The organism is Enterobacter sp. 342, from assembly GCF_036663495.1.
In the GTDB taxonomy this organism is placed as follows: domain Bacteria; phylum Pseudomonadota; class Gammaproteobacteria; order Enterobacterales; family Enterobacteriaceae; genus Enterobacter.
On sequence record NZ_JAWUEI010000031.1, the window covers coordinates 35,495 to 58,675 of the forward strand.

The 23,181-nt window shown below is 54.1% G+C and carries 19 protein-coding genes and 1 pseudogene; 8 read left to right on the forward strand and 12 right to left on the reverse strand.

Going from position 1 to position 23,181, the window contains the following annotated elements; all coding sequences use genetic code 11:
• Window positions 1–32: 32 nt before the first annotated feature.
• The 4 genes from galS to V6E55_RS20155 form a co-directional block, all read right to left on the reverse strand.
• A complete protein-coding gene (galS, locus tag V6E55_RS20140) occupies window positions 33–1,055 on the reverse strand; it encodes an HTH-type transcriptional regulator GalS (protein WP_236919727.1) in 1,023 nt (340 codons plus the stop codon).
• A 155-nt stretch (window positions 1,056–1,210) separates the two neighbouring features.
• On the reverse strand, window positions 1,211–2,368 hold the full coding sequence (yeiB, locus tag V6E55_RS20145) for a DUF418 domain-containing protein YeiB (protein WP_114977710.1): 1,158 nt from the start codon (window positions 2,366–2,368) through the stop codon (window positions 1,211–1,213).
• A 19-nt stretch (window positions 2,369–2,387) separates the two neighbouring features.
• Entirely contained in the window at window positions 2,388–3,056 is a 669-nt protein-coding gene (gene folE, locus V6E55_RS20150) for a GTP cyclohydrolase I FolE (RefSeq protein ID WP_114977709.1), read from the reverse strand.
• A gap of 102 nt (window positions 3,057–3,158) precedes the next feature.
• Window positions 3,159–4,307 carry a YbfB/YjiJ family MFS transporter gene (locus V6E55_RS20155; protein WP_316943769.1) on the reverse strand — a complete coding sequence of 383 codons (1,149 nt, stop codon included), beginning with the start codon at window positions 4,305–4,307 and terminating at the stop codon, window positions 3,159–3,161.
• A 138-nt stretch (window positions 4,308–4,445) separates the two neighbouring features.
• Between V6E55_RS20155 and fghA the strand changes: the two genes are divergently transcribed.
• Window positions 4,446–5,273, forward strand: coding sequence for an S-formylglutathione hydrolase (gene fghA / locus V6E55_RS20160; protein ID WP_316943770.1), 828 nt, complete (start codon window positions 4,446–4,448; stop codon window positions 5,271–5,273).
• A gap of 98 nt (window positions 5,274–5,371) precedes the next feature.
• Here fghA and cirA read toward each other — a convergent pair whose 3' ends face one another.
• The 3 genes from cirA to yieE all read right to left on the reverse strand — a co-directional run bounded on the left by cirA (window position 5,372) and on the right by yieE (window position 10,067).
• The gene (cirA, locus tag V6E55_RS20165; protein ID WP_114977706.1) at window positions 5,372–7,342 is read right to left on the reverse strand and encodes a catecholate siderophore receptor CirA; all 1,971 of its coding nucleotides are present in this window, start codon (window positions 7,340–7,342) and stop codon (window positions 5,372–5,374) included.
• A 223-nt stretch (window positions 7,343–7,565) separates the two neighbouring features.
• On the reverse strand, window positions 7,566–9,035 hold the full coding sequence (locus tag V6E55_RS20170) for an amino acid permease (RefSeq protein WP_316943771.1): 1,470 nt from the start codon (window positions 9,033–9,035) through the stop codon (window positions 7,566–7,568).
• A gap of 165 nt (window positions 9,036–9,200) precedes the next feature.
• Window positions 9,201–10,067 carry a DNA-binding transcriptional regulator YeiE gene (gene yieE / locus V6E55_RS20175; protein WP_114977704.1) on the reverse strand — a complete coding sequence of 289 codons (867 nt, stop codon included), beginning with the start codon at window positions 10,065–10,067 and terminating at the stop codon, window positions 9,201–9,203.
• A 97-nt stretch (window positions 10,068–10,164) separates the two neighbouring features.
• Between yieE and V6E55_RS20180 the strand changes: the two genes are divergently transcribed.
• Both V6E55_RS20180 and nfo read left to right on the forward strand, forming a co-directional pair.
• Window positions 10,165–11,211 (forward strand): YeiH family protein, encoded by a 1,047-nt coding sequence (locus V6E55_RS20180; protein WP_114977703.1) that lies wholly within the window; start codon window positions 10,165–10,167, stop codon window positions 11,209–11,211.
• A gap of 64 nt (window positions 11,212–11,275) precedes the next feature.
• The gene (nfo, locus tag V6E55_RS20185; protein WP_129995354.1) at window positions 11,276–12,133 is read left to right on the forward strand and encodes a deoxyribonuclease IV; all 858 of its coding nucleotides are present in this window, start codon (window positions 11,276–11,278) and stop codon (window positions 12,131–12,133) included.
• Window positions 12,134–12,180: 47 nt separating this feature from the next.
• Here nfo and fruA read toward each other — a convergent pair whose 3' ends face one another.
• From fruA to fruB, 3 genes are read right to left on the reverse strand one after another with little or no spacing between them, the layout of a single operon-like run.
• On the reverse strand, window positions 12,181–13,866 hold the full coding sequence (gene fruA, locus V6E55_RS20190; RefSeq protein WP_129995353.1) for a PTS fructose transporter subunit IIBC: 1,686 nt from the start codon (window positions 13,864–13,866) through the stop codon (window positions 12,181–12,183).
• 16 nt (window positions 13,867–13,882) lie between these two features.
• Window positions 13,883–14,821, reverse strand: coding sequence for a 1-phosphofructokinase (fruK, locus tag V6E55_RS20195; RefSeq protein ID WP_014170919.1), 939 nt, complete (start codon window positions 14,819–14,821; stop codon window positions 13,883–13,885).
• Window positions 14,821–15,951, reverse strand: a complete 1,131-nt coding sequence (gene fruB / locus V6E55_RS20200) for a fused PTS fructose transporter subunit IIA/HPr protein (RefSeq protein ID WP_114977700.1) — start codon at window positions 15,949–15,951, stop codon at window positions 14,821–14,823. The genes fruK and fruB overlap by 1 nt, the downstream gene beginning before the upstream one ends.
• 361 nt (window positions 15,952–16,312) lie before the next feature.
• Here fruB and setB point away from each other — a divergent pair, with 361 nt between their 5' ends.
• Window positions 16,313–17,494 (forward strand): sugar efflux transporter SetB, encoded by a 1,182-nt coding sequence (setB, locus tag V6E55_RS20205; RefSeq protein WP_316943772.1) that lies wholly within the window; start codon window positions 16,313–16,315, stop codon window positions 17,492–17,494.
• Here setB and V6E55_RS20210 read toward each other — a convergent pair.
• Complete coding sequence (locus tag V6E55_RS20210; RefSeq protein WP_032666680.1) at window positions 17,491–17,745, reverse strand: YkgJ family cysteine cluster protein; 255 nt, start codon at window positions 17,743–17,745, stop codon at window positions 17,491–17,493. The genes setB and V6E55_RS20210 overlap by 4 nt on opposite strands.
• A gap of 164 nt (window positions 17,746–17,909) precedes the next feature.
• On the opposite strand from V6E55_RS20210, the gene yeiP reads away from it, so the two are divergent.
• Window positions 17,910–18,482, forward strand: a complete 573-nt coding sequence (yeiP, locus tag V6E55_RS20215) for an elongation factor P-like protein YeiP (protein ID WP_008500940.1) — start codon at window positions 17,910–17,912, stop codon at window positions 18,480–18,482.
• Window positions 18,483–18,517: 35 nt separating this feature from the next.
• Here yeiP and uxuA read toward each other — a convergent pair whose 3' ends face one another.
• Window positions 18,518–19,708, reverse strand: a complete 1,191-nt coding sequence (gene uxuA, locus V6E55_RS20220; protein ID WP_236919719.1) for a mannonate dehydratase — start codon at window positions 19,706–19,708, stop codon at window positions 18,518–18,520.
• Between the two features lie 203 nt (window positions 19,709–19,911).
• Between uxuA and V6E55_RS20225 the strand changes: the two genes are divergently transcribed.
• The 3 genes and pseudogenes from V6E55_RS20225 to V6E55_RS20235 all read left to right on the forward strand — a co-directional run.
• Window positions 19,912–21,378, forward strand: coding sequence for a mannitol dehydrogenase family protein (locus tag V6E55_RS20225; RefSeq protein WP_316943773.1), 1,467 nt, complete (start codon window positions 19,912–19,914; stop codon window positions 21,376–21,378).
• Window positions 21,379–21,501: 123 nt separating this feature from the next.
• Window positions 21,502–22,488, forward strand: a complete 987-nt coding sequence (locus V6E55_RS20230) for a CobW family GTP-binding protein (protein WP_316943774.1) — start codon at window positions 21,502–21,504, stop codon at window positions 22,486–22,488.
• A 33-nt stretch (window positions 22,489–22,521) separates the two neighbouring features.
• Window positions 22,522–23,103: pseudogene (locus V6E55_RS20235) on the forward strand (hypothetical protein); the annotation flags it as partial.
• Between the last annotated feature and the right edge of the window lie 78 nt (window positions 23,104–23,181).

Here is a 23,181-nt window from a genome sequence, read left to right on the forward strand (position 1 = left end):
CAGATTGAAAACGGTTACACCACCTCATGTAATCAGTTAGTGATCGGAACCACAATTTGCCGGGCGGCGACAGAATGACGGCGTACTAAAGTCGGCATGAAACAGTGTGTTGCCCCTTGATCCAGCTGCCCTGCCGCCCCCTGTAACGCCAGCTCAGTCGCCAGTTTTGCCATGGAGGCAATGGGATAGCGCACTGTTGTCAGCTGTGGGTCGGTGTAACGGGCAATCGGGATATCATCAAAGCCAATCAGCGATAAATGCTGTGGCACCGCAATGCCGTTATCTTTCAGTGCCGTCAGTGCCCCTGCCGCCATGCTGTCGTTATAGGCAAACACCGCAGACAGTTGCAGATTACGACCCAGCAGCTCCACCATCGCCGCCTCGCCGCCCTGCATGTCCGGTGTACCGGTCCCCACCCAGCTTTCTGATGGCGTAATGCCATGATCTTTCAGGGCGTTTTGCCACCCCTCATGCCGCAACGTGTCATCTTCTATTTGATGGCTCGAGGCCAGATAACCGATCCGCTGATGACCGTTGTTGATGAGCATTTTCGTGGCCATCATTGCACCACTGACGTTATCCAGCCCGACGCAGCGATGGGCATAACCAGGCAGGATGCGGTTGATTAACACCATACCTGGGATCTGGTCCATAAAACCGGTTAACTCTTCATCGCTCAGTGCTTTTGAATGGACAATCAAGGCGTTACAGCGCTGGCGAATCAATACTTCAATAGCATGGCGTTCTTTTTCCGCCTCATGGTAACTGTTACCTATCAGCACATATTTCTGATGCTGCTGGGCGACCACATCTACCGCTTTCACCAGCGCGCCGAAAAAGGCATCTGAGACATCCATGACCACCACGCCGATGGTGTCGCTGACCTGCGTCGCAAGCGCCTGGGCATTGGCATTTGGCCGGTACCCGAGCTGGGTCACGGCTTTCATTACAGTTTCGCGGGTTTCAGGGCTGACAAGCGCGCTGTTATTCAGCACGCGCGAGACGGTAGCCACGGAAACACCCGCCTGACGGGCGACGTCACGAATGGTGATCATATTCACCATCCTTCAAAGGATTGCAGCAACTCACAGACACCCCCTGTGTTTAGCAAGGTGGCTATTTTGGCAGCGAGAGAAAGGGGACTACGTGAAGAAGCTCACACAGATGAAAACGCTTACATCCGTTTTGTTAATGATTGTGATCCAGATCGTTATCTGGATGTGTTTCTTAATGATATCCCTGAAGCAAGTGCGGTTAACTGACGCCACATCCACTCCAGCGGGCCCTGGCGGAAATAACGTAGCCAGATAACAGAAAACGCCAGGTTAACCACCCAGACCGGAATAACAAACGCCAGTAGCGCCAGGCGGTCGAATTTCATAAACAGACCAAAGCGATAGAAAAGTGTGGTGCATATCAGGGTCTGCAGAATGTAATTGCTCAATGCCATACGGCCCACACAGGCGATTGCGCTAACAATCCACAGGCGAGAAAGCGTTGGCCAGAAGCCATAGATCAGCGCCGCATAACCGATGGTCTGGAACGGCGCGCTCAGTTCGCGCGGTACCTGAAGGAGGAAAGCACACCAGCGGTAATCCCAGTGGAGGTGCCACTGCGCAATCACCGCCGGAAGGTTGATCAGCACGCCAAGCAGGACCAGCCCGGCACCCGTGCGACGATAGTGACGCAGGCTGAATTCGCCTTTCAGCCAGCTGGTGCGCATCAATGACGCGCCCATCAGCATCATCCCCGCCAGTTGCCAGCCATATTGCGCCCCCAGCGCAAGCAGATTGTCGCCTAACATATCCGCACGATTGCTTATCGCCTCCGTGCCACCTTTCAGCTTCCAGTATTGTTCGTACTGGAGGTTAGCGGCATCCGGGATCCAGGAACGGTTTGTCGCTTCGCCAGAGATTATCCCCAGCAGCAAAAGTACCCCAAGCCCCATGACATAGAGCATCACGCCAGTGTTAAACAGGCTTTTTACGCTGTGCGCATCGCGAATGAGACGCCAGCAGATCAGCCCGACTAACCCATACGCGAGAAGAATATCGCCGTCCCAGAAGAACAGGCCGTGAATAAACCCGAGCAGAACCAGCAGCGTCAGACGCGACTGGATCCAGCGCGTACCGCGCTTGAGGAGCAGTTGCAGACCAGCGCCAAACAGCAGGGCAAACAGCGTAAGGAATTTAACCTGCGCGAAGAGATCGAGGATCGCCCAGGTCCAGGCATCACTGCGCGTGATGTCGCCATACCACGCAGGATTGAGATAAGCCGCCTTCGGGAGACCGAAGGCGCTGATATTAAGCAGCAGGATACCGAGAATGGCGACGCCGCGAACAAAATCGAGCGTGACGTTTCGCTCCATGGTCCCTGCCCTGTAAGACTTAGTTGTGGTGACGCACTGCGCGCAGGAACTCCTGGCGGGTGTTCTGGCTCGATTTAAACAGACCGCCCAGCGACGTGGTGGTGGTCGCACTGGTGGCATCACGCACGCCGCGCGCTTTCACGCAGTAGTGCACCGCGTCGATAGAAACGGCCACGTTATTGGTCCCCAGCAACGTTTGCAGCGCGGTCAGGATCTGCTGCGTCAGACGCTCCTGCACCTGTGGACGCTGAGCAAAGAATTGCACGATGCGGTTAATCTTCGACAAACCAATCACCGTATCTTTTGGGATATACGCCACAGTTGCTTTACCGTCGATAGTCACGAAGTGGTGTTCACAGGTGCTGGTCAGCGTGATGTCACGTACCGTTACCATCTCATCCACTTTCATTTTATTTTCGATGACGGTGATTTTCGGGAAGTTGGCGTAATCCAGGCCTGAGAAAATTTCGTCGACGTACATTTTCGCGATGCGGTGCGGCGTCTCCATCAGACTGTCGTCACTCAGATCGAGATTCAGCAGCTCCATGATCTCGGTCATATGACCGGCAATCAGACGCTTGCGGGTTTCATTGTCCATTTCCTGAACGGGCGGACGCAGTGGCGTTTCAAGACCGCGCGCAACCAGGGCTTCGTGGACCAGGGCAGCTTCTTTACTGAGTGATGACATTTTGTTCTCCTGCAGGTGTGGCGTCTTTTGCCCTCGTTGTGGCAAAAGTATGCGCTCATTGTGCGTGAGGCCGCGCACATAATCCAGTATTCACGACGATAATTATTGCAATTGCTGTTGCCTTTCGGCGTGACGATTCCAGACCAGGGCACCGCCAACAAACAACGCGATACCCGCCAACCCCAGCGCAGGCTCCAGTCGATGGGTAAGCCAGGTTGATAACGCCGAGGTCATCGGACCAATCAACTGACCAATGGCGTAACCCGTGGTGAGCAGGCCTGCCATGTAACGCGTATGCTCCGGGGCCAGCTCGCGGCCATAAAGTAACGAAAGCTGAACCGCACACAGGAATCCGCCGCCTACCAGCAGTCCGCCTGTCAGCAACCCGCCAATCCCCGGCAGCAGCCAGGCCGCCAGCACGCCAGCTCCCTGCAACCACAGCACAATAGCCAGCCTTCTGTTAGCCGTTGAGGTGTGGCGCAATAGAATGCTAAGCGCAATGCCCACCACAGCAGCGATACCAAAAATCGGCCAGACAAACTGGGCAAACAGGCTGCCGGGAAAACGCACTGCTGCCATTTGCGATAAAAAGGTTGCCGGAAGAATATAACCAAACCCGGCCAGACTGTAGCTCCAGACCAGGCGCTTTAAATCCGCCGTCAGCACCAGCGCCTCTGGCGCGGTACCTGGTCGATGGAGCTGCCCGGATCGCGGCAGGTAGCGCGCCACCAGGGCAATCAGCACCAGCGCCAGCACGCCGTAGATTTGCCATGCCGCTCCGGCCGAGAGGGATTTCGCCTGGATATAGACGGCGAGTAGCCCGCTCAGAGCAATACCCGCGCCAGGCCCGGCAAATACGGCAGCGCTCAGACCCGGTTTGCCCAACTGCCCCAGACGCTCGTTTGTCCATGCCGCAATCAGCACCATAGACCAGCCGCTCATGCAGCCAATCACAAAGCGCAGCAGCCCATGCACGATGGCGTTATCCGCCGCGGCGGAGAGCAGCGTCAACGCGACCGCGCCAGTAATACCAAGCCAGAGGCGTGTTTCAACGAAGCGATGCGCACGCATTGCATCCCATGCACCCACCAGATAGCCCAGATAATTCATCGCCGCCACCAGGCCCGCGCTGGTTAGCGTGAGCTGCCCGGCGGCAATCATCAATGGTACCTGAGGTGTAAAAGCAAAACGCCCTATCCCCATCGCCACCACCAGAACGACAAACCCACTGAGCGCAATACGCAGCGCCATGACCGCTCCAATTGTTAAAAAAAAGTAAATTTATGATGCAGCATCTCGTCGCCTGGCGAAAGTGAAAGTTACTCACAGGTCAATGAAAAGGCTATATTATGGTTTTTATGAATACGCATTCTCATTAAGGAGCCTTGCATGGAACTGCTCGAAGAGCACCGTTGTTTTGAAGGTCGACAGCAGCGCTGGCGGCACGACTCCAGCGTCCTGAACTGCACCATGACGTTCAGCATTTTCCTGCCGCCGACGGAAAATCCGCCGGTTTTGTTCTGGCTTTCAGGCCTGACCTGCAACGACGAAAACTTCACCACTAAAGCAGGTGCACAACGAATTGCAGCTGAGCTAGGCATTGCGCTGGTCATGCCTGACACCAGCCCGCGTGGGGATGATGTGGCTGACGATGCAGGATACGACCTTGGCAAAGGAGCCGGCTTCTATCTGAACGCGACTGAACAACCCTGGGCAAACCATTACCGTATGTATGATTACATTCGTGATGAGTTGCCCGCACTGATTCAGGCTGAGTTTGCAGTAAGCAACCGTTGCGCCATCAGCGGACATTCCATGGGTGGACACGGGGCGCTGATAATGGCGCTAAAAAACCCGGGAAAATACGTCAGTGTGTCGGCATTTGCACCCATTGTGAACCCTACTCAGGTGCCGTGGGGCCAGAAGGCATTCGCAAATTATCTGGGTGATGACGCGAAAAAGTGGCAGGCGTGGGATAGCTGCGCACTGATGCTGGCCAGCAAGACCGAAGACGCTATTCCAACGCTTATCGATCAGGGTGATGCCGATCAGTTCCTCGCCGCGCAGTTACAACCTGCGGTACTGGCAGAAGCCGCACGCCAGAAGGACTGGCCACTGACGCTACGCATTCAGTCGGGATATGACCACAGTTATTACTTCATCGCATCCTTTATTGAGGATCATCTCCGCTTCCATGCGGAGCATTTGTTTGGGTAAGTGTGCGCAATTGCCGGGTGGCGGTGTCGCCTTACCGGGCCTACATTCGCGGGTTTACAGGCCCGGTAAGCGAAGCGCTACCGGGCATAAAGGTTACATCAGAACGTATAATTCACGCCCACAAAGTAGCGACGGCCATCTTCCGTGTAGCTGTAATCGTCACGGCTCAGGTCTTTATCCAGCAAGTTCTGTACACCCGCACGCAGCTTCACGCTTTTCGTCGCCTGCCACGCCGCACCCGTATTCCAGATCACATAGCCACCCGGCGTTGGTGCACTGCTGGTCAGCGCGCGTTTCTCACCGGTGTAGTTACCCTGAACATAGAACGACCAGTCCTGGGTCGCTTGCCAGTCAACGGTACCGTTGGCAGTGTGGAACGGCAGATCGGACAGCGGTTTGTTGCCGCCATTGCTGATGTCACGACCATCGTTATAGGTGTAGTTCAGCGTCACTTTCCAGTCTTCCGCCAGCGGGAATTTCAGCTCGGTCTCCACCCCGCGGATGCGCGCCTTGTTGACGTTGTAATAACGGAAAATAGGCTCACCGTCCGCATTCAGACCAACGTAGTTAGGGTAACTCTGCGCCTGTTTAACATTGGCGGTACGGTTGATGCTGATGCGGTCATCCACATTATTCTGGAAGGTGGTGACGCTAGCCTGTACGCCCTCTAACCAACCCTCTTCCCCACTGTAGTACAGACCGAATTCGAAGCTCTCGCTGGTTTCAGGTTTCAGATCCGGATTACCGACAATCTCGCAGGCACCGCGGCACGAGCCGGTGACCCAGTCCGGGCTGAGCTGCAGCAGCGACGGCGCTTTAAACGCTGTTGCCCAACCCCCTTTCACCGTTACGGTATCGGTCGCGTTGTAGACCAGGTATGCACGCGGGCTCCAGTGGTCACCGTAGGTGTCATGGTCGTCCATACGGATGCCAGTGGTCAGCGCCAGGGGTTCAAAGAGACGCCACTCATCTTCAAGGAAAAGGGCATACTGGCTTGCCGACGTACTGCTGCTGGAGCCGCCTGTCAGGTTAACCGGATCTTTCAGCTTATCGTGACGCCATTCGCCGCCGAAGGTCAGCAACTGGTTGATTTCGCCCAGCGGCAGCACGTATTTCCCGTCCACCGCATTACTCTCGGACGTGATCGGATTGCTGTTGCCCGGGTTTTTGTTATCTACTTTCTCGCCGTAAACTTTCAGCTCGCTGTTGCCGACGCCCCAGCGACCATTGTGGCTCAGGGAGTAGTTCTGACGCTCAAGGCGGTTTTTGTCGAGAGAATCTGAGTCACGATCCTGACGGTCGAAACCGTAACCCGCCGTAAAATCGTGATTTTCAGACGGCGTCCAGGCGAACTCCACATTGGCATCGCGGCTGGTAAAGCCCTCAATGCGCGGTGTTTCACCACTCGCCGTGGTAGAGGATTTCTGCTGACCGTCTTTCTCACGCTTCGCGAGGCTACCGTAGGCTTTCAGGCCCAGCAGGCCGTCCACCAGCGGACCACTGGTATAGAACTGTCCGTTATACGTGTCTCCACGATCGCGATGTTCCTGAATCGTTGAATCGGCGCTCAGAGTGCCCGTCCATTTCTGCCCGATTTTTTTGGTGATAATGTTCACCACGCCGCCCAGCGCATCGGAGCCATAAAGAGAAGACATCGGTCCGCGCACCACCTCGATGCGTTCGATGGCGTCAACCGGCACCCAGTTGAGATCGAAATCATTATGACGGAATACGGCGTTGCGGGAGTTGACGCGCTTGCCGTCGATCAGGATCAACGTGTAGCTGCTGTCCAGTCCGCGAATACTTACCCCTTTACGGTTGTCCCCTTCGCTCGTGAGCTGAACGCCCGGCACATCCCGTAACACATCTTTCAGGTTCTGAACGGGCTTGCGCTGCAAATCTTCCTGGGTAATCACGCTGATGCTTGCCGGTGCGTCTTTCAGGTTTTGCTCCGTCGCGGATGCCGTTACAACCATTGTTTCTCCGGATTCCGCTGCAATACCAGGCAGTGCCAGGGACATTGCGGACGCACAAAGTCCTCCCCTGACGAAGGGATTCAACCTAAACATTCCATATCTCCATGAGGTAAATACAACTAAATCAAATCATCATTGCTCACGCGTCTTCCATGCCGCCCACATCTGCGGTGGGTCGGTGACACGCTTATTTTTGATAACGATAAAGCAAACGATAATTATTATCAATTAAATTGTTAAGAAATATATCTTTGTTGCAGCGTGCGGGAATAAAAAAGCCCGCTCGAATGAGCGGGCTGAAAGAGAGGACGTGCGGTTATTTTTTAAATCGTTCCGGGAATTCCATTTCACTGTAGCGAACGAAGTGTGTTCCTTTCGTCAGTTTGTAGCCAAACCAGATTACCAGGAACAGCGGAATACCAATGTAGGTTGCCGTAACGGCGCCCCAGTCAATGGTGTCCGCCAGGAACGCTTCATAGTTCTGACCCAGAGTAATAATCAGGCACAGAATGAAGGCGAAAATGGGACCCAGCGGGAAGAACCCTGAGCGATACGGCAGGTTGTTAATATCGTGCCCCTGCTTGACGTAACCACGGCGGAAACGGTAGTGGCTAATGGCAATTCCCAGCCAGGCGATAAAGCCCGTCATACCGGAGGTGTTAAGCAGCCACAGGTATACCGTCTGGTTGCCAAACATTGAGGTCAGGAAGCATAAACCGGCAATCACCGTTGTGGCATACAGGGCGTTACGCGGAACACCGCCACGCGACAGTTTTGAGAAAATACGCGGTGCTTTACCGTCGCATGCCAGGGTATAGAGCATACGAGTCGACGCATACATACCGGAGTTACCGGCTGAAAGTACTGCAGTCAGGATCACGGCATTCATCACTGCCGCGGCAGAAAGCAGACCGGCGTGCTGGAAGACCAGCGTGAACGGGCTGACGCTGATGTCTTTCACATCATTACGCAACAGGCTCGGATCGGTATACGGAATGATCAGACTGATAATCAGGATAGCGAACACATAGAACAGCAGGATACGCCAGAAGACCTGACGGACTGCACGTGGAATATTTTTCTCCGGGTTCTCTGATTCACCTGCGGCGATACCAATCAACTCTGTGCCCTGGAAGGAGAAGCCGACGATCATTGCCACGCCGATCATGGCCGAGAAACCACCGGCAAACGGTGCATCGCCTATCGTCCAGTTACTCCACCCGGCAGGCTCTGTGCCTTTGAAAATACCAACGATCATCGCCACACCGACGACGATAAAGATGATGACGGTTGCCACTTTGATCAAAGAGAACCAGTATTCCGCTTCGCCAAAACCACGAACGGAGATGTAGTTCAGCAGGAAGATAACGGCCAGGAACAAAGCACTCCAGATCCAGCCCGGCGTATCCGGGAACCACCAGTTCATCACCAGTTGTGCAGCAACCAGGTCAACAGCAATCGTTACAGCCCAGTTGTACCAGTAGTTCCAGCCCAGCGCGAAGCCAAAGCCTTCTTCAACGTATTGTTGACCATAGGTCGAAAACGAACCGGATACCGGCATGTACGCGGCCAGTTCGCCCAGACTGGTCATCAGGAAGTAAACCATCAGGCCAATCAGGATATAAGAGAAAAGTGCCCCACCCGGGCCTGCTGCCGAAATTGTTGCGCCAGACGCAACGAAAAGACCTGTACCGATGGAACCGCCAATGGCGATCATCGTCAGGTGACGCGCCTTCAGTTCACGACGTAGCGTGGGCGCTTCTGTGGTTTTAATTTCTGAAACCATGTGAAAATGCTGTCCATTTAATAAATGAGGCGCGATTGTAGCAGACGATCCGCGTTCCTTCCGGCAGAAATAGGCAGTTATAAGAGAGCTTCATGACTCGGCCAGGATTATAAGCAACGCAGAAATCGGGTCTTTCCCCTCTCCCCCGTTGAGGAGAGGGGAAGATTACATCTCGCAGTAGCGCAGAAAACGCTGCAAAGAGCTGGAAAGATGCTTCTGACGATGATGGATACACCAGAGCGTGCGCACCAGTTTCGGCAGCGGAATGGGGACTTCGACCAGCGACCCCGTCTCAAGCTGTTCGGCAATGACCCGCCGGGAGAGGCAGCTAATACCTAAACCATGACGCACTGCATGTTTAATCGCCTCGGAGTTGCCCAGTTCCATCCCCAACTGGAACTGGGGCAGATGGGACAGCAGCAGGTAATCGACGATTTCGCGCGTGCCCGAACCCTGTTCACGCAGGATCCACTGTGCCTGCGCCAGTCTTTCCAGCGTGACTTCGCCCTGTAGCAAAGACGAAGCCGGGGAAGCAAACACCACCAGTTCATCTTCCAGCCAGGGTTCAGCAATGATATCAACGTTGTGGCAGGGTCCTTCAATAAGACCGATATCCACACGAAAATCGATCACTGCGTTGATGACATCCTGGCTATTGCCAACGCTCATCTCCAGCGGCAGGGTCGGGAAATCCCGACGGTAGCGGGCGATCACTTCCGGAAGGATGTAGTTCCCAATCGTACTACTGGCAAACACGCGGATCGCACCGTTGTCTTCACGGAACAACTGTTCGATTTCGGTAGCCTGTTCAAGCAATGCCAAAGCACGCGGGTAGAGCAGACGACCATGTTCGTTGACAACTAACCGCTTCCCTACCCTGTCGAAAAGCTGAACGCCTAGCTGTCCTTCGAGATCGGTCAATGCCGCGCTGACCGCAGATTGAGAGAGGGCCAGCATCTGTGAGGCCTGTGTCGTCGAACCACTCTTCAGCACTTCGGCGAAAACTTCCAGCTGACGCAATGTAATGTGCATGGTTGCTTACCACTTATATAGATTAATTATAAGTATATAATCAATTTTATTTTTAAACCAGAGCGGCGTAGTCTTTAGCCAGACAAAGGAGAAGGTTATGTCAGAACTCACCTTACAGCATCATCGTACATTGTGGCACTTCGTGCCGGGTCTTGCGCTCAGCGCAGTGGTAACCGGCGTCGCGTTATGGGGCGGCAGCATTCCAGCCATCGCTGGAGCAGGCTTTAGCGCCTTAACACTGGCGATATTGCTCGGCATGGTCGTGGGAAATACCGTTTACCCACATATCTGGAAATCCTGTGATGGCGGCGTAATTTTTGCCAAACAGCACCTGCTGCGCCTCGGGATCATTCTTTACGGTTTTCGTCTTACCTTTTCGCAAATCGCCGATGTCGGCGTCAGCGGGATTGCTATTGACGTCCTGACCCTGACCAGCACCTTTTTACTGGCCTGTTTTATTGGTCAGAAAGTCTTTGGGCTGGATAAGCAAACCAGTTGGTTAATCGGTGCAGGGAGCAGTATTTGTGGTGCAGCAGCGGTGCTGGCAACAGAGCCTGTCGCTAAAGCCGAATCCAGTAAAGTGACAGTTGCAGTGGCGACGGTGGTGATTTTCGGTACGCTGGCGATCTTCCTCTATCCCGCTATGTATCCGCTGGTAGCCCACTGGTTTAGCCCGGAAACCTATGGCATCTATATCGGCTCGACCGTACATGAAGTCGCGCAGGTGGTGGCAGCGGGTCACGCCATTAGCCCGGATGCAGAAAACGCGGCGGTTATTGCCAAAATGCTGCGCGTGATGATGCTGGCACCCTTCCTGATTTTCCTGGCAGCACGGGTAAAACAGCTGGCTCCAGCGGGCAGTAATCAGAAAAGTAAAATCACCATTCCGTGGTTTGCGATCCTGTTCATCGTGGTGGCGATTTTTAACTCCTTCCACCTCCTGCCCAAAGCGGTAGTGGATATGCTGGTCACGCTGGATACCGTACTGCTGGCGATGGCGATGGCGGCGTTGGGTGTGACGACTCATGTCAGCGCGCTGAAAAAGGCCGGTGCAAAACCGCTGCTGATGGCGCTGGTACTCTTTGTCTGGCTGATTGTCGGCGGTGGTGCGATTAACCTTGTGGTCCATAGCCTGATGGCATAAACCACTACATCCTTCTCCTGTTAACCCGCTATCATAAGCATTTCGGGTTAACAGGAGTCCCTTTATGAAATATGTTGGAGCGCACGTTAGCGCTGCCGGTGGCCTTGCGAATGCCGCCATTCGCGCCGCCGAAATCGAGGCGACCGCTTTCGCCCTGTTCACCAAAAATCAGCGCCAGTGGCGCGCAGCACCGCTCACCACAGACGTGATTGATGATTTCAAAGCCGCCTGCGAGAAATATCATTACGGGCCGGGCCAAATCCTTCCCCACGACAGCTATCTAATCAACCTCGGCCATCCAGTTGAAGAGGCTCTGGAAAAATCCCGCGAGGCGTTTCTTGATGAAGTCCAGCGCTGCGAACAGCTTGGGCTGACGCTGTTGAACTTCCATCCTGGGAGTCATCTGATGCAAATTGATGAAGATGCCTGTCTGGCGCGCATTGCCGAATCTATTAACATCACGCTGGATAAAACCAAAGGTGTCACCGCGGTGATTGAGAACACAGCCGGTCAGGGTAGCAACCTCGGCTTTAAGTTCGAACATCTGGCGGCGATTATCGACGGTGTTGAGGATAAAACCCGTGTCGGCGTGTGTATTGATACCTGCCACGCTTTTGCGGCTGGCTACGATCTGCGCACAACCGAGGCAACGAAAAACACATTTGATGAGTTCGAGCGCATCGTTGGCTTTAAGTACCTGCGCGGAATGCACTTAAACGATGCGAAAAGCGCCTTTGGCAGCCGCGTTGACCGCCACCACAGCCTGGGCGAAGGCAACATCGGCCATGATGCGTTCCGCTTTATCATGCAGGACGCCCGCTTCGACGGCATTCCGATGGTGCTGGAAACCATCAACCCCGATATCTGGGCCGAAGAGATTGCCTGGTTGAAGGCGCAGCAGACCGCAGAACAAATGGCATAAAAAAAAGCCGGGTTGCATTTGCACCCGGCTTTTTTGTTGTTTACCGCTTAAGCTGCTTTCGCGACCACTTCCGCTTCCGGACGTTTCAGCACGGCATAAGACAGACCCGCCACCAGCGTACCAGCAACAATCGCCATCAGATACCCCAGAACCGGGGTGATTGCACCTGGGATCAGCAGAACAAACAGACCACCATGTGGAGCCATCAGTTTCGCGCCAATTGCCATCGAGATTGCACCTGTCACGGCACCACCCGCGATACAGCACGGCAGCACACGCATTGGGTCACGAGCCGCGAATGGAATCGCCCCTTCGGTGATGAAGCACAGACCCAAGACCAGTGCTGCTTTTCCGCCTTCCTGCTGCGCTTTATCGAACTTACGGCGGGCAACAATCGTCGCCAGACCGAGAGCCAGAGGAGGCACCATACCTGCCGCCATGATGGCAGCCATTGGTGCGTAGGTCTGGGTACTCAACAGGCCAACACCAAAGGCGTACGCCGCTTTGTTCACCGGGCCACCCATGTCGGTACACATCATGCCACCGAGGATTGCACCCAGCAGAACCGCGTTCGCGGTACCCATGGTTTGCAGCCAGTGGGTCAGACCCGCCAGAATACCCGCAACAGGTTTACCGATGAGGTAAATCATTGCCAGACCGACCACCAGGCTGGAAATTAGCGGGATGATCAGAATCGGTTTCAGCGCTTCCATACTCTGCGGCAGTTTCAGCTTCGAGCTGATCAGCTTCGCAACGTAACCGGCCAGGAAACCGGCAATGATACCGCCGATAAAACCAGAACCCGTGCTCACCGCCAACATACCGCCGATAAGACCTGGCGTCAGACCCGGACGGTCAGCGATGGAGAAAGCGATAAAGCCAGCCAGCACAGGCACCATCAGCGCGAACGCAGAACCCCCACCAATCTGCATTAATGCAGCTGCCAGCGTCCCCTGCTCTTTAAATGCGGTGATACCAAACGCGAATGACAGCGCGATACACAGACCACCCGCAACCACCATCGGCAGCATGTAAGAAACACCGGTCAGCAGGTGGCGATAGGCGCCTGCTGACTCTTTCTTACCTTCAGTCGCACTTTGACTGGTACCCGTTGCCTGATAAGGCTTCGCTTCGACCAGCGCTTTATCAAACTCCTGAGCGGTCTTTTTCAGTGCCAGACCTGTCGAAGTGCGGTACATCGGCTTACCTGCAAATTTCGCCAGATCCACTTCGATATCCGCCGCCACAATCACCAGATCGGCTTCAGCCACTTCTTCTGGGGTAATGGCATTGCCGGCGCCAACGGAGCCGCGGGTTTCAACTTTTACCCACCAGCCGCGTTTTTTCGCTTCGGTTTCAATGGCTTCAGCCGCCATAAAGGTATGAGCAACCCCTGTAGGACAGGCCGTCACCGCAACAATGCGTTTTGGTCCAGAAGCCGCAATCGGTGCCGCAGCAACAGGTGCGCTGTAAACAGACGCGTGACCTTTCGCTTCGCTCAGGAACAGTTCCGGGTGTGCCACCGCACGATTAATATCGCCCAGCCACACATTTTTGCCATTCAGCGCACTGTCAGCCGGGATTTTATCGCCCAGAACAATGACCAGTTCGGCATCGCCCGGGTTATCAATCATCTCGAGATGTGCTTTGTTCGCCGCCGCTCCCAGCAAGGTCTTCGCCATATAGGCGCGAGCCTGTCCGAGACCGGAGTCAATGATCAGCAGCGTTTTCATTATTCCTCTCCTGCTGTTAGTTAAAAGGTTTTAAGTCAACGCGCGCCATCATCGCGGCTAACTGGGTACGATCGGTAATACCGACATTGCTCTGGCTTACAGCCAGGGCAGCAACGGCGGTGGCAAGACGTAAAGTATGTTCACTGGATTCACGCATCAGCAGACCATAAATCAGGCCGCCAACCATTGAATCCCCTGCGCCGACGGTGCTGACAACATCGACCGACGGCGGTTTGGCGATCCATTCGCCAGAAGCGTTAACCCACAACGCTCCTTCTGCACCAAGAGAGATAACTACGTGGGCGATACCCTGCTCGCGCAGCGCATGGGCAGCATCAATCACATCTTTTAATTCTGGCAGCTTACGACCGGCCCAGATCTCCAGTTCGCGGCGATTAGGCTTCACCAGCCACGGTGACGCTTTCAGTCCCGCGACCAGTGCATCACGGCTACTGTCAAAAATAATGCATGGACACTGGCTGCGCAGGCGCGTCATCCAGTCGGTAAACGCCTCCGGGCTGACGCCGGACGGCAGACTACCGCTGACGCACACCATGTCGAACTGACCAAGCCAGGTCAGTGAATCATTAACAAAACGCTCCCAGTCTGACGGCGTCACTTCGAAACCAGAGAAGTTCAGGTCGGTCACTTCGCCGTCTTTCTCCGTCAGCTTGACGTTGATACGGGTGCGGCCCTGAACAACCTGAAAACGGTTGGCAATGCCCAGCTCGCTGAACAACTGCTGGAAACCATCCTGGTTATCTTTACCGAGGAATCCACCCACGGTGACATCAATACCAAGGTCCTTGAGCACTTTCGCGACGTTAATCCCTTTACCCGCAGCATGCAGGCCAGTGGTACGCACGAGGTTTACTTCGCCGCGCTCAATTTCCGGGCAAAACCCCACCAGGTCATAAGCCGGGTTCAGCGTAATAGTCGCAACACGTCTGCTCATTATGCGCCCTCCCCCAGACCTGCCGCGATGGCGTCGCCAATCGCTTTCAGCGCCTGTTCAGCATCCGCACCCTGTGCGGTAAAACGCAGACGGTGACCTTTCTTCACGCCCAGCGCGACAACTTTCATCAGACTACGGCCGTTGGCCGGTTTACCTGTGCCATCAAGGTTGGCCACGGTGATCTCACTTTCAAATTGTTTAATGGTATTTACCAGCATGGTACCTGGACGGGCATGCAGGCCGTGTTCGTTACGCACCACAAATTCAGCGTTTAGAACATCGTCAGTCAGCGCATCATCGCTGGTCAGCAGAGCCAGCACTGTCGCCGCATCCGCGTTCAGCAGTTTTTCAGCTTTGTTATTCAGCAGCAGATCGCCCAGGCGCTTCAGCACGGAAACCGGCTGTTCATCGTTCATCGCCACGGTCAGCAGCATGGCCGCACGCTCGCCTTCGACGTCAAACGCATTAGCCGCACGGCTCACTGCGATAGCGCTACGCAGGTTGCCTTCAGCACTGTCGTTCAGCCAGATACCCTGACCGAGATTCAACGGCTTATCATTGATTACGCGCGTCACAAATGTGGCATCTGCTGCACCGGCTTCTTTCAGGCGACCGGCGTTCAGCGCCTGGAGTGTCACCAGATCGGAGGCGACGACATCCAGCGTCAGCGTTTCATTATCCAGTTTCAGCGCTTCACTCTGTTTTTCGCCCATCAGCAAGGCGCGCAGCTCTTCAGCTGTCGTTGCTGATTTTAACTGTTCAGCGACGGAATCATCGCTCAGGACATGCGTCAGCTGACGCAGCAGACCTAAGTGTTCGTCGCTGCTGGCAGCGATACCGATGGCCACATACGCCACCTGACCGTCACCCCAGAGAACACCCTGCGGGAACTGATAAACCTTCACCCCGGTTTTCAACACCTGGTCGCGGGTGTCTGTTGTACCGTGCGGAATGGCGATCCCATTACCGAGGAAGGTAGAGGTTTGCTGCTCGCGCGCCAGCATGCCATTTACATAGCCATCCGCGACATTACCCGCCTGCACAAGGGCAGCGGCAACCTGGCGAATAGCCTCTTCTTTATCCCCGGCCTGTGCGCCCGGGTGGATATCCTGAACAGATAACTGGAACATGGTTCTCCTCTCCTGCTGAACTTGAATCGTTTCAGCCTTAATGAGAAAAAATGCGCTAGCCTGCTCCGTTTGTTAAAACAAGATAGCGCTGAAACGTTTCAAAAAGTCTTGCGCTTTCTGCAATGCCTTGCAAGTAAACTCGTATTTCTGATCTCAGAATTTAGAGATACAGCACATTTCTTCTCCGTTCAGCTGAATTTTGCTGAAGTTCAGCAAGTCAGTTTCAGCTAAGGTCAGCCAGACCGTATGTAAGTTGAAATGCCATTTTGATTTTTCGTGGCGTAATTGACCGCACCCTCTGTTTATTTAATGACTGCCAGCGTAAACTCCGCCTCTCTCTGTTACTCGTTAATTATAAAACATGCATAACACCCCCGCGGCCACCTCACCAAAACCCTTTGATTTAACTTCAGCGGCGTTCCTGATTGTTGCCTTTTTTACGGGTATTGCCGGTGCGTTACAGACGCCGACGCTGAGCTTATTTCTGACCAATGAGGTTCACGCTCGTCCGGCCATGGTGGGCTTCTTTTTTACCGGAAGCGCCATCATCGGCATTCTTGTCAGTCAGTTTCTGGCGGGCCGATCCGACAGAAAAGGCGATCGTAAAAGCCTGATTGTCTTTTGCTGTCTGCTGGGGGTGCTCGCCTGCGTTCTGTTTGCCTGGAACCGCAACTATTTCATTTTGCTGTTCATCGGGGTATTTCTGAGCAGCTTTGGTTCGACGGCTAACCCACAGATGTTCGCGCTTGCCCGCGAGCACGCTGACCATACCGGGCGTGAAGCGGTGATGTTCAGCTCGGTAATGCGTGCTCAGGTGTCGCTGGCATGGGTGATCGGCCCCCCATTGGCTTACGCGCTGGCGATGGGGTTTGGTTTTACGGTGATGTACCTGAGTGCGGCTGTCGCATTTGTGATATGTGGCGCCCTGGTGTGGTTCTTTCTGCCGTCAATGCGCAAAGAGCCCAAAGTGGCAACGGGTGTGCTGGAAGCGCCACGCCGTAACCGCCGCGATGCTCTGCTCCTGTTTGTTATCTGTACCCTGATGTGGGGCACTAACAGCCTGTATATCATCAATATGCCGCTGTTTATTATTGATGAATTGCATCTGCCAGAGAAGCTGGCAGGTATCATGATGGGGACAGCGGCCGGGCTTGAGATCCCGACGATGCTCATCGCAGGCTATTACGCTAAGCGCTTCGGTAAGCGTTTTCTGATGCGTATCGCCGCTGTCGCCGGTCTGCTTTTCTATATCGGTATGCTGACGGTACATACGCAGGGGTTGTTGCTGGCTTTACAGCTGCTGAACGCTATCTATATTGGCATTCTGGCCGGGATTGGCATGCTCTATTTCCAGGATCTGATGCCGGGTCAGGCAGGCTCAGCCACGACCCTTTATACTAATACCACCCGTGTGGGCTGGATTATCGCAGGTTCAATGGCCGGGGTCGTTGCAGAAATCTGGAACTATCACACGGTGTTCTGGATTGCGCTGGTGATGTGCACGCTGACGATTGGCTGTCTGACACGAATTAAAGACGTTTAAGGTGCTGTGAGCGATTCCAGCTCGAGCAGATACGTCATCGCCTGCGCTCGCGTGCTGCCACACATTTCGGCTGTTGGCTGAAGTCCGGAGCATACCTTCGGGCGCAGGGGCGAACCAAAGATCATACACAGGTTAGTTTCAGAGAGCTGAACGCAGCGGGTATTGGCAGGCTTGCCCTCTGGCATTCCTGGAATGGGGCTTGAAATGGACGGTGCGGTACAGCACGCGCCGCAATCTGGACGACAATCCATAAACGCTCTCTTTCGCTGACGAAGGCCCGCGCAGTCGGGCATCGCGCGCACAGTAACACCTTTTGCGTATTGATAGCAAAAGCCACGAATTCCTCTTGCCTGAAAGGCCGCGCACGAGTAATTTGGCGCGATATTTTTTACCTTCCGTATACAGGATTACTGCAATGCCAAGAGCGAACGAAATTAAGAAAGGTATGGTACTGAATTACAACGGCAAACTGCTGATTGTGAAAGATATCGATATTCAGGCACCTAGCGCCCGTGGTGCAGCGACGCTGTACAAAATGCGTTTCGCCGATGTGCGTACCGGCCTGAAAGTTGAAGAGCGTTTTAAAGGTGACGATATCGTTGATACCGTGACCCTGACCCGTCGCTATGTCGATTTTTCCTATATCGACGGCAACGAATACGTGTTCATGGATAAAGAAGATTACACCCCGTATATCTTCACGAAAGATCAGATCGAAGAAGAGCTGCTGTTTATTCCTGAAGGCGGTATGCCGGACATGCAGGTACTGACCTGGGATGGCGTGCTGCTGGCGCTGGAACTGCCTCAGACCGTCGATCTGGAAATCGTTGAAACTGCACCAGGTATCAAAGGCGCATCTGCAAGCGCCCGCAACAAACCGGCTACCCTGACTACCGGTCTGGTTGTTCAGGTCCCTGAATACCTGTCTGCAGGCGAGAAAATTCGCATCCATATCGAAGAAAAACGCTATATGGGTCGCGCTGACTAAGACAAAAAAACCCGGCTTTGCGCCGGGTTTTTCTTTTACAGCAATTCAGGATACTTCGTCATCTTCAGCGCCAGCTCTATGCCGCGCACTTCCGCCATCCCTTTCAGACGACCGATTGCCGAATAACCGGGGTTCGTTTTCTTACGCAGATCGTCCAGCATCTGGTGCCCGTGATCCGGGCGGAACGGAATAGGACGCACATCGCCAACCTGCTTACGACGTACTTCTTCCGCCAGAATGGCATCCACCACCGCGACCATATTCACATCACCGCCAAGGTGCGCTGCCTCGTGGAAGGTTTTTGGGTTCTCTTCACGACAGGTCGCGCGCAAGTGAGTAAAGTGAATACGATCGCCGAAGGTTTCAATCATCCGCACCAGATCGTTATCCGCGCGCACGCCGTAGGAGCCGGTACACATGGTAAAGCCGTTGTAGATGCTGTCTACCGTCTCTTTCAGCCACTGCATATCTTCAATGGTTGAAACGATACGCGGCAGACCGAGGATAGGACGCGGAGGATCGTCCGGATGTATCGCCAGGCGAACGCCCGCTTCTTCTGCGACGGGCACAATCGCGCGCAGGAAGTACGCCATGTTTTCACGAAGCTGATGCTTATCAATGTCGCCATATTCCGCCAGACGCGCACGGAATTGATCCAGCGTATAACCTTCTTCCGCACCTGGCAGACCAGCAATGATATTTCGGGTCAGCTTTTCGATGTCCGCGTCACTGGCGGCGTTAAACCACGCGCGCGCCTGCTGCTGCTCTTCCGTGGTGTAATCCGCTTCGGCGCCAGGACGTTTCAGAATGTGCAGTTCAAATGCCGCAAAGGCAATCTGATCGAAACGCAGTGCTTTTGAACCGTCCGGCATCTGATATTCAAGGTCAGTGCGCGTCCAGTCCAGGATAGGCATGAAGTTATAGCACACCGTATCAATGCCGCATGCCGCGAGGTTACGAATACTCTGCTGATAGTTGGCAATCCAGGTCTGGTACTCCCCTGTATGGGTTTTGATATCTTCATGAACCGGAATGCTTTCCACCACAGACCAGGTTAACCCCTTCTCTGCCAGCAGCGCCTGACGCTTTTGAATTTCATCAACCGGCCATACCTGGCCGTTAGGAATATGATGCAGTGCCGTGACGACACCCGTTGCGCCAGCCTGACGCACATCATCAAGAGAAACCGGATCGTTCGGCCCGTACCAACGCCAGGTTTGTTCCATTGCCCACCCCTCAAGTTGTTATACCAATATGTGTTAATGCGATGACGACTACCATACATGTTTACCATGAAGGGTCAATACACCGCCACACATTGATTGATCGAACTCACAGAACAGTGATAATTACGGCTCACCAATTTTATTTGTTGTCATATAACTTTACACTGGCATTGTTAATTAATGGTTAATCAGGTGTGTATTTCATGAAGACAATTGCCTCCACCGCCCTTCCTGCCCATGTTCAGCAACCCCGCTACGATCGTCAGCAATTACGCTCCCGCATCGTCCATTTTGGCTTCGGTGCGTTTCACCGCGCGCATCAGGCATTGTTAACAAACCGGGTGCTGAATGAAAAAGGCGGCGACTGGGGGATTTGTGAGATAAGCCTGTTTAGCGGTGATGTGCTGATGGGGCAATTACGTGCGCAGGATCATCTCTTTACCGTTCTGGAGAAAGGCGCTGAGGGGAATCAGCCAATCATTATTGGCGCCGTACATGAATGCCTGAACGCAAAGCTGGACTCTCTGCCTGCCATTATTGAGAAATTTTGTGAACCTCAGGTGGCCATTGTGTCACTCACCATCACGGAGAAAGGTTATTGCATCGATCCCGCCACCGGTAAACTGGATCTGCAAAACCCGCGGATTATCCACGACCTGGAAAATCCTTCTGAGCCGCATTCCGCACCGGGGATCCTTGTCGAAGCACTCCATCGTCGCCGTGAGCGCGGCTTACCTGCTTTTACCGTGCTTTCTTGCGACAATATCCCTGACAACGGCCATGTAGTGAAAAATGCCGTGTTGGGCATGGCGCAAAAACGCTCTCCGGCACTCGCTGCGTGGATTGATAGCCACGTGAGTTTTCCCGGAACCATGGTCGACAGGATTGTTCCTGCTGCAACAGAGGCCTCACTGGCAGAAATCACCGAAGCGCTCGGCGTTGAAGATCCATGCGCCATCAGCTGCGAACCATTTATTCAGTGGGTGATCGAAGATAACTTTGTCGCCGGACGTCCGGCGTGGGAAGTGGCAGGCGTCCAGATGGTGCAGGACGTTCTGCCATGGGAGCAGATGAAACTACGCATGCTCAACGGCAGCCACTCTTTCCTGGCGTATCTGGGGTATCTCGCGGGCTACGCCCATATTAATGAATGTATGGAGGACACAGCGTTCCGCGAAGCCGCCCGTCGGCTCATGCTGAACGAACAGGCGCCAACATTACGCATTAAGGATGTCGATCTCACCGCATACGCCGATAGCCTGCTTGAACGCTTTGCTAACCCGGCCTTGCAGCACCGTACCTGGCAAATTGCAATGGATGGTAGCCAGAAACTGCCTCAGCGAATGCTGGATGGGGTGCGCATCCATCTTGAGCGAAAAACCGCCTGGCCATTGCTGGCTCTGGGCGTGGCTGGCTGGATCCGCTATGTCAGCGGGACTGACGAACGCGGAAACACAATTGATGTTCGCGATCCCCTCAGCGATAAAATCCGTGCGCTTGTTGTTGCCAGCAACGACACCGAACGCGTCAGCGCTCTGCTGGGGCTGAGCGAGGTCTTTGGTCACAACCTCGTGGAAAATAGCGTTTTTGTCGAGGCTGTTAGTCAGGCTTATCAGCGCATTGCCCGCCACGGTGCACGTCAGGCTGTTATTGAAACGTTAAATCTTTAACGATTATTGCGCTTAACACGAACGGAGATTACCTCCGTTCGCCCTTCCCCTTCTCATTGCGCCCTTTTTTCGCCAGGATAAGAGATAATTGTTATAGCATCACAATTCTCTTCTGGAGCGCACGTGACCAAAACCAACCTCATCACCGGTTTTCTCGGCAGCGGCAAAACCACGTCCATTCTTCACCTGCTGGCGAATAAAGATCCAGCCGAGAAATGGGCCGTTCTGGTCAATGAATTTGGCGAAGTGGGCATCGACGGCGCATTACTGTCAGACAGCGGTGCGATGATCAAAGAGATCCCTGGCGGATGCATGTGCTGCGTCAATGGTTTGCCCATGCAGGTAGGACTCAATACGCTGCTGCGTCAGGGCAAACCCGATCGCCTGCTGATTGAACCCACCGGGCTGGGTCACCCGAAGCAGATCCTTGATTTACTGACTGCACCGGTTTACGAACCGTGGATTGATCTGCGCGCCACGCTGTGCCTGCTTGACCCTCGCCAGCTTCTGGATGATAAAGCGGTGGCTAACGAGAACTTCCGCGATCAACTCGCTTCAGCAGACATTATCGTTGCCAATAAAGAAGATCGCGCGACAGCTGAAAGCCAGGCCGCGCTGGACGTGTGGTGGCAACATTTCGGCGGTAATCGTCAACGGGTGCAGACTACTCAGGGGAGGATTGATAGCGCCCTGCTTGATCTTCCTCGTCTGAACATAGTTGAACTTCCGGCCAGTGCAGAACATGCCCATAGCCATCCGGTGAAACAGGGTCTGGCTGCCCTCAGCCTGCCGGAGCACCAGCGCTGGCGCCGTAATCTGAATAGTGGTCAGGGGTATCAGGCCTGTGGATGGATCTTCGATGCAGATACCGTTTTTGACACCATCGGGATCCTTGAGTGGGCCAGACTTGCTCCGGTCGATCGCGTTAAAGGGATCATGCGCACACCAGACGGACTGGTACGGATCAACCGTCAGGGTGAAGATTTCTTCATTGAAACGCAAAATGTTGCCCCGCCGGACAGCCGAATAGAGTTAATTAGTGCGGTTAACGCCGACTGGAATGCCCTGCAGTCCAGCCTGTTGAAGCTTCGTTTAAGTTCGGGCGGCTAACGTTGCCCCTGTTTTCACTCTCTGTTGAACGTTATGACGACTCGATTTCCCCTGATATTACTGCTTAATGTCGCCGGTCTGGCGCTCTTTTTCTCCTGGTATATCCCGGCGAATCATGGTTTCTGGTTCCCGCTGGATTCTGCAATCTTTCACTTCTTCAATCAGGAGTTGGTGAAGAGCAATGCCTTCCTGTGGCTGGTCGCTATCACCAATAACCGCGCCTTCGACGGTTTCTCGTTGCTGGCAATGGGCTGCCTGATGCTCTCCTTCTGGTTGAAAGAGGACAAAGCGGGGCGTCGGCGTATTATGATCATCGGTCTGGTGATGCTGCTGTTTGCCGTGGTCATTAATCAGCTGGCAACGGCGATTATTCCGGTTAAGCGCTCCAGCCCAACGCTCTTCTTCCGCGATATTTATCGCGTCAGCGAATTGCTGCATATTCCAACAAAAGATGCCTCGAAGGACAGTTTCCCTGGGGATCACGGCATGATGCTGCTTATTTTTTCCGCAGTTATGCTTCGTTATTTCGGCAGAAAAGCCTTCGTAATAGCCCTGACTATTTTTGTGGTTTTTGCTTTTCCACGCGTAATGATTGGTGCCCACTGGTTCACCGATAGGTGATGCTGCCAACTTACTGATTTAGTGTATGATGGTGTTTTTGAGGTGCTCCAGTGGCTTCTGTTTCTATCAGCT

Bases quoted from the DNA above. Each gene is read 5' to 3' on its own strand.
- uxuA (WP_236919719.1), bottom strand. From the start codon at position 19,708: ATGGAACAAACCTGGCGTTGGTACGGGCCGAACGATCCGGTTTCTCTT.
- V6E55_RS20170 (WP_316943771.1), bottom strand. From the start codon at position 9,035: ATGGTTTCAGAAATTAAAACCACAGAAGCGCCCACGCTACGTCGTGAA.
- fruK (WP_014170919.1), bottom strand. From the start codon at position 14,821: ATGAGCAGACGTGTTGCGACTATTACGCTGAACCCGGCTTATGACCTG.
- fruA (WP_129995353.1), bottom strand. From the start codon at position 13,866: ATGAAAACGCTGCTGATCATTGACTCCGGTCTCGGACAGGCTCGCGCC.
- galS (WP_236919727.1), bottom strand. From the start codon at position 1,055: ATGATCACCATTCGTGACGTCGCCCGTCAGGCGGGTGTTTCCGTGGCT.
- setB (WP_316943772.1), top strand. From the start codon at position 16,313: ATGCATAACACCCCCGCGGCCACCTCACCAAAACCCTTTGATTTAACT.
- fghA (WP_316943770.1), top strand. From the start codon at position 4,446: ATGGAACTGCTCGAAGAGCACCGTTGTTTTGAAGGTCGACAGCAGCGC.
- V6E55_RS20180 (WP_114977703.1), top strand. From the start codon at position 10,165: ATGTCAGAACTCACCTTACAGCATCATCGTACATTGTGGCACTTCGTG.
- V6E55_RS20210 (WP_032666680.1), bottom strand. From the start codon at position 17,745: ATGGATTGTCGTCCAGATTGCGGCGCGTGCTGTACCGCACCGTCCATT.
- nfo (WP_129995354.1), top strand. From the start codon at position 11,276: ATGAAATATGTTGGAGCGCACGTTAGCGCTGCCGGTGGCCTTGCGAAT.
- folE (WP_114977709.1), bottom strand. From the start codon at position 3,056: ATGTCATCACTCAGTAAAGAAGCTGCCCTGGTCCACGAAGCCCTGGTT.
- cirA (WP_114977706.1), bottom strand. From the start codon at position 7,342: ATGTTTAGGTTGAATCCCTTCGTCAGGGGAGGACTTTGTGCGTCCGCA.
- yeiB (WP_114977710.1), bottom strand. From the start codon at position 2,368: ATGGAGCGAAACGTCACGCTCGATTTTGTTCGCGGCGTCGCCATTCTC.
- yieE (WP_114977704.1), bottom strand. From the start codon at position 10,067: ATGCACATTACATTGCGTCAGCTGGAAGTTTTCGCCGAAGTGCTGAAG.
- fruB (WP_114977700.1), bottom strand. From the start codon at position 15,951: ATGTTCCAGTTATCTGTTCAGGATATCCACCCGGGCGCACAGGCCGGG.
- yeiP (WP_008500940.1), top strand. From the start codon at position 17,910: ATGCCAAGAGCGAACGAAATTAAGAAAGGTATGGTACTGAATTACAAC.
- V6E55_RS20155 (WP_316943769.1), bottom strand. From the start codon at position 4,307: ATGGCGCTGCGTATTGCGCTCAGTGGGTTTGTCGTTCTGGTGGTGGCG.
- V6E55_RS20225 (WP_316943773.1), top strand. From the start codon at position 19,912: ATGAAGACAATTGCCTCCACCGCCCTTCCTGCCCATGTTCAGCAACCC.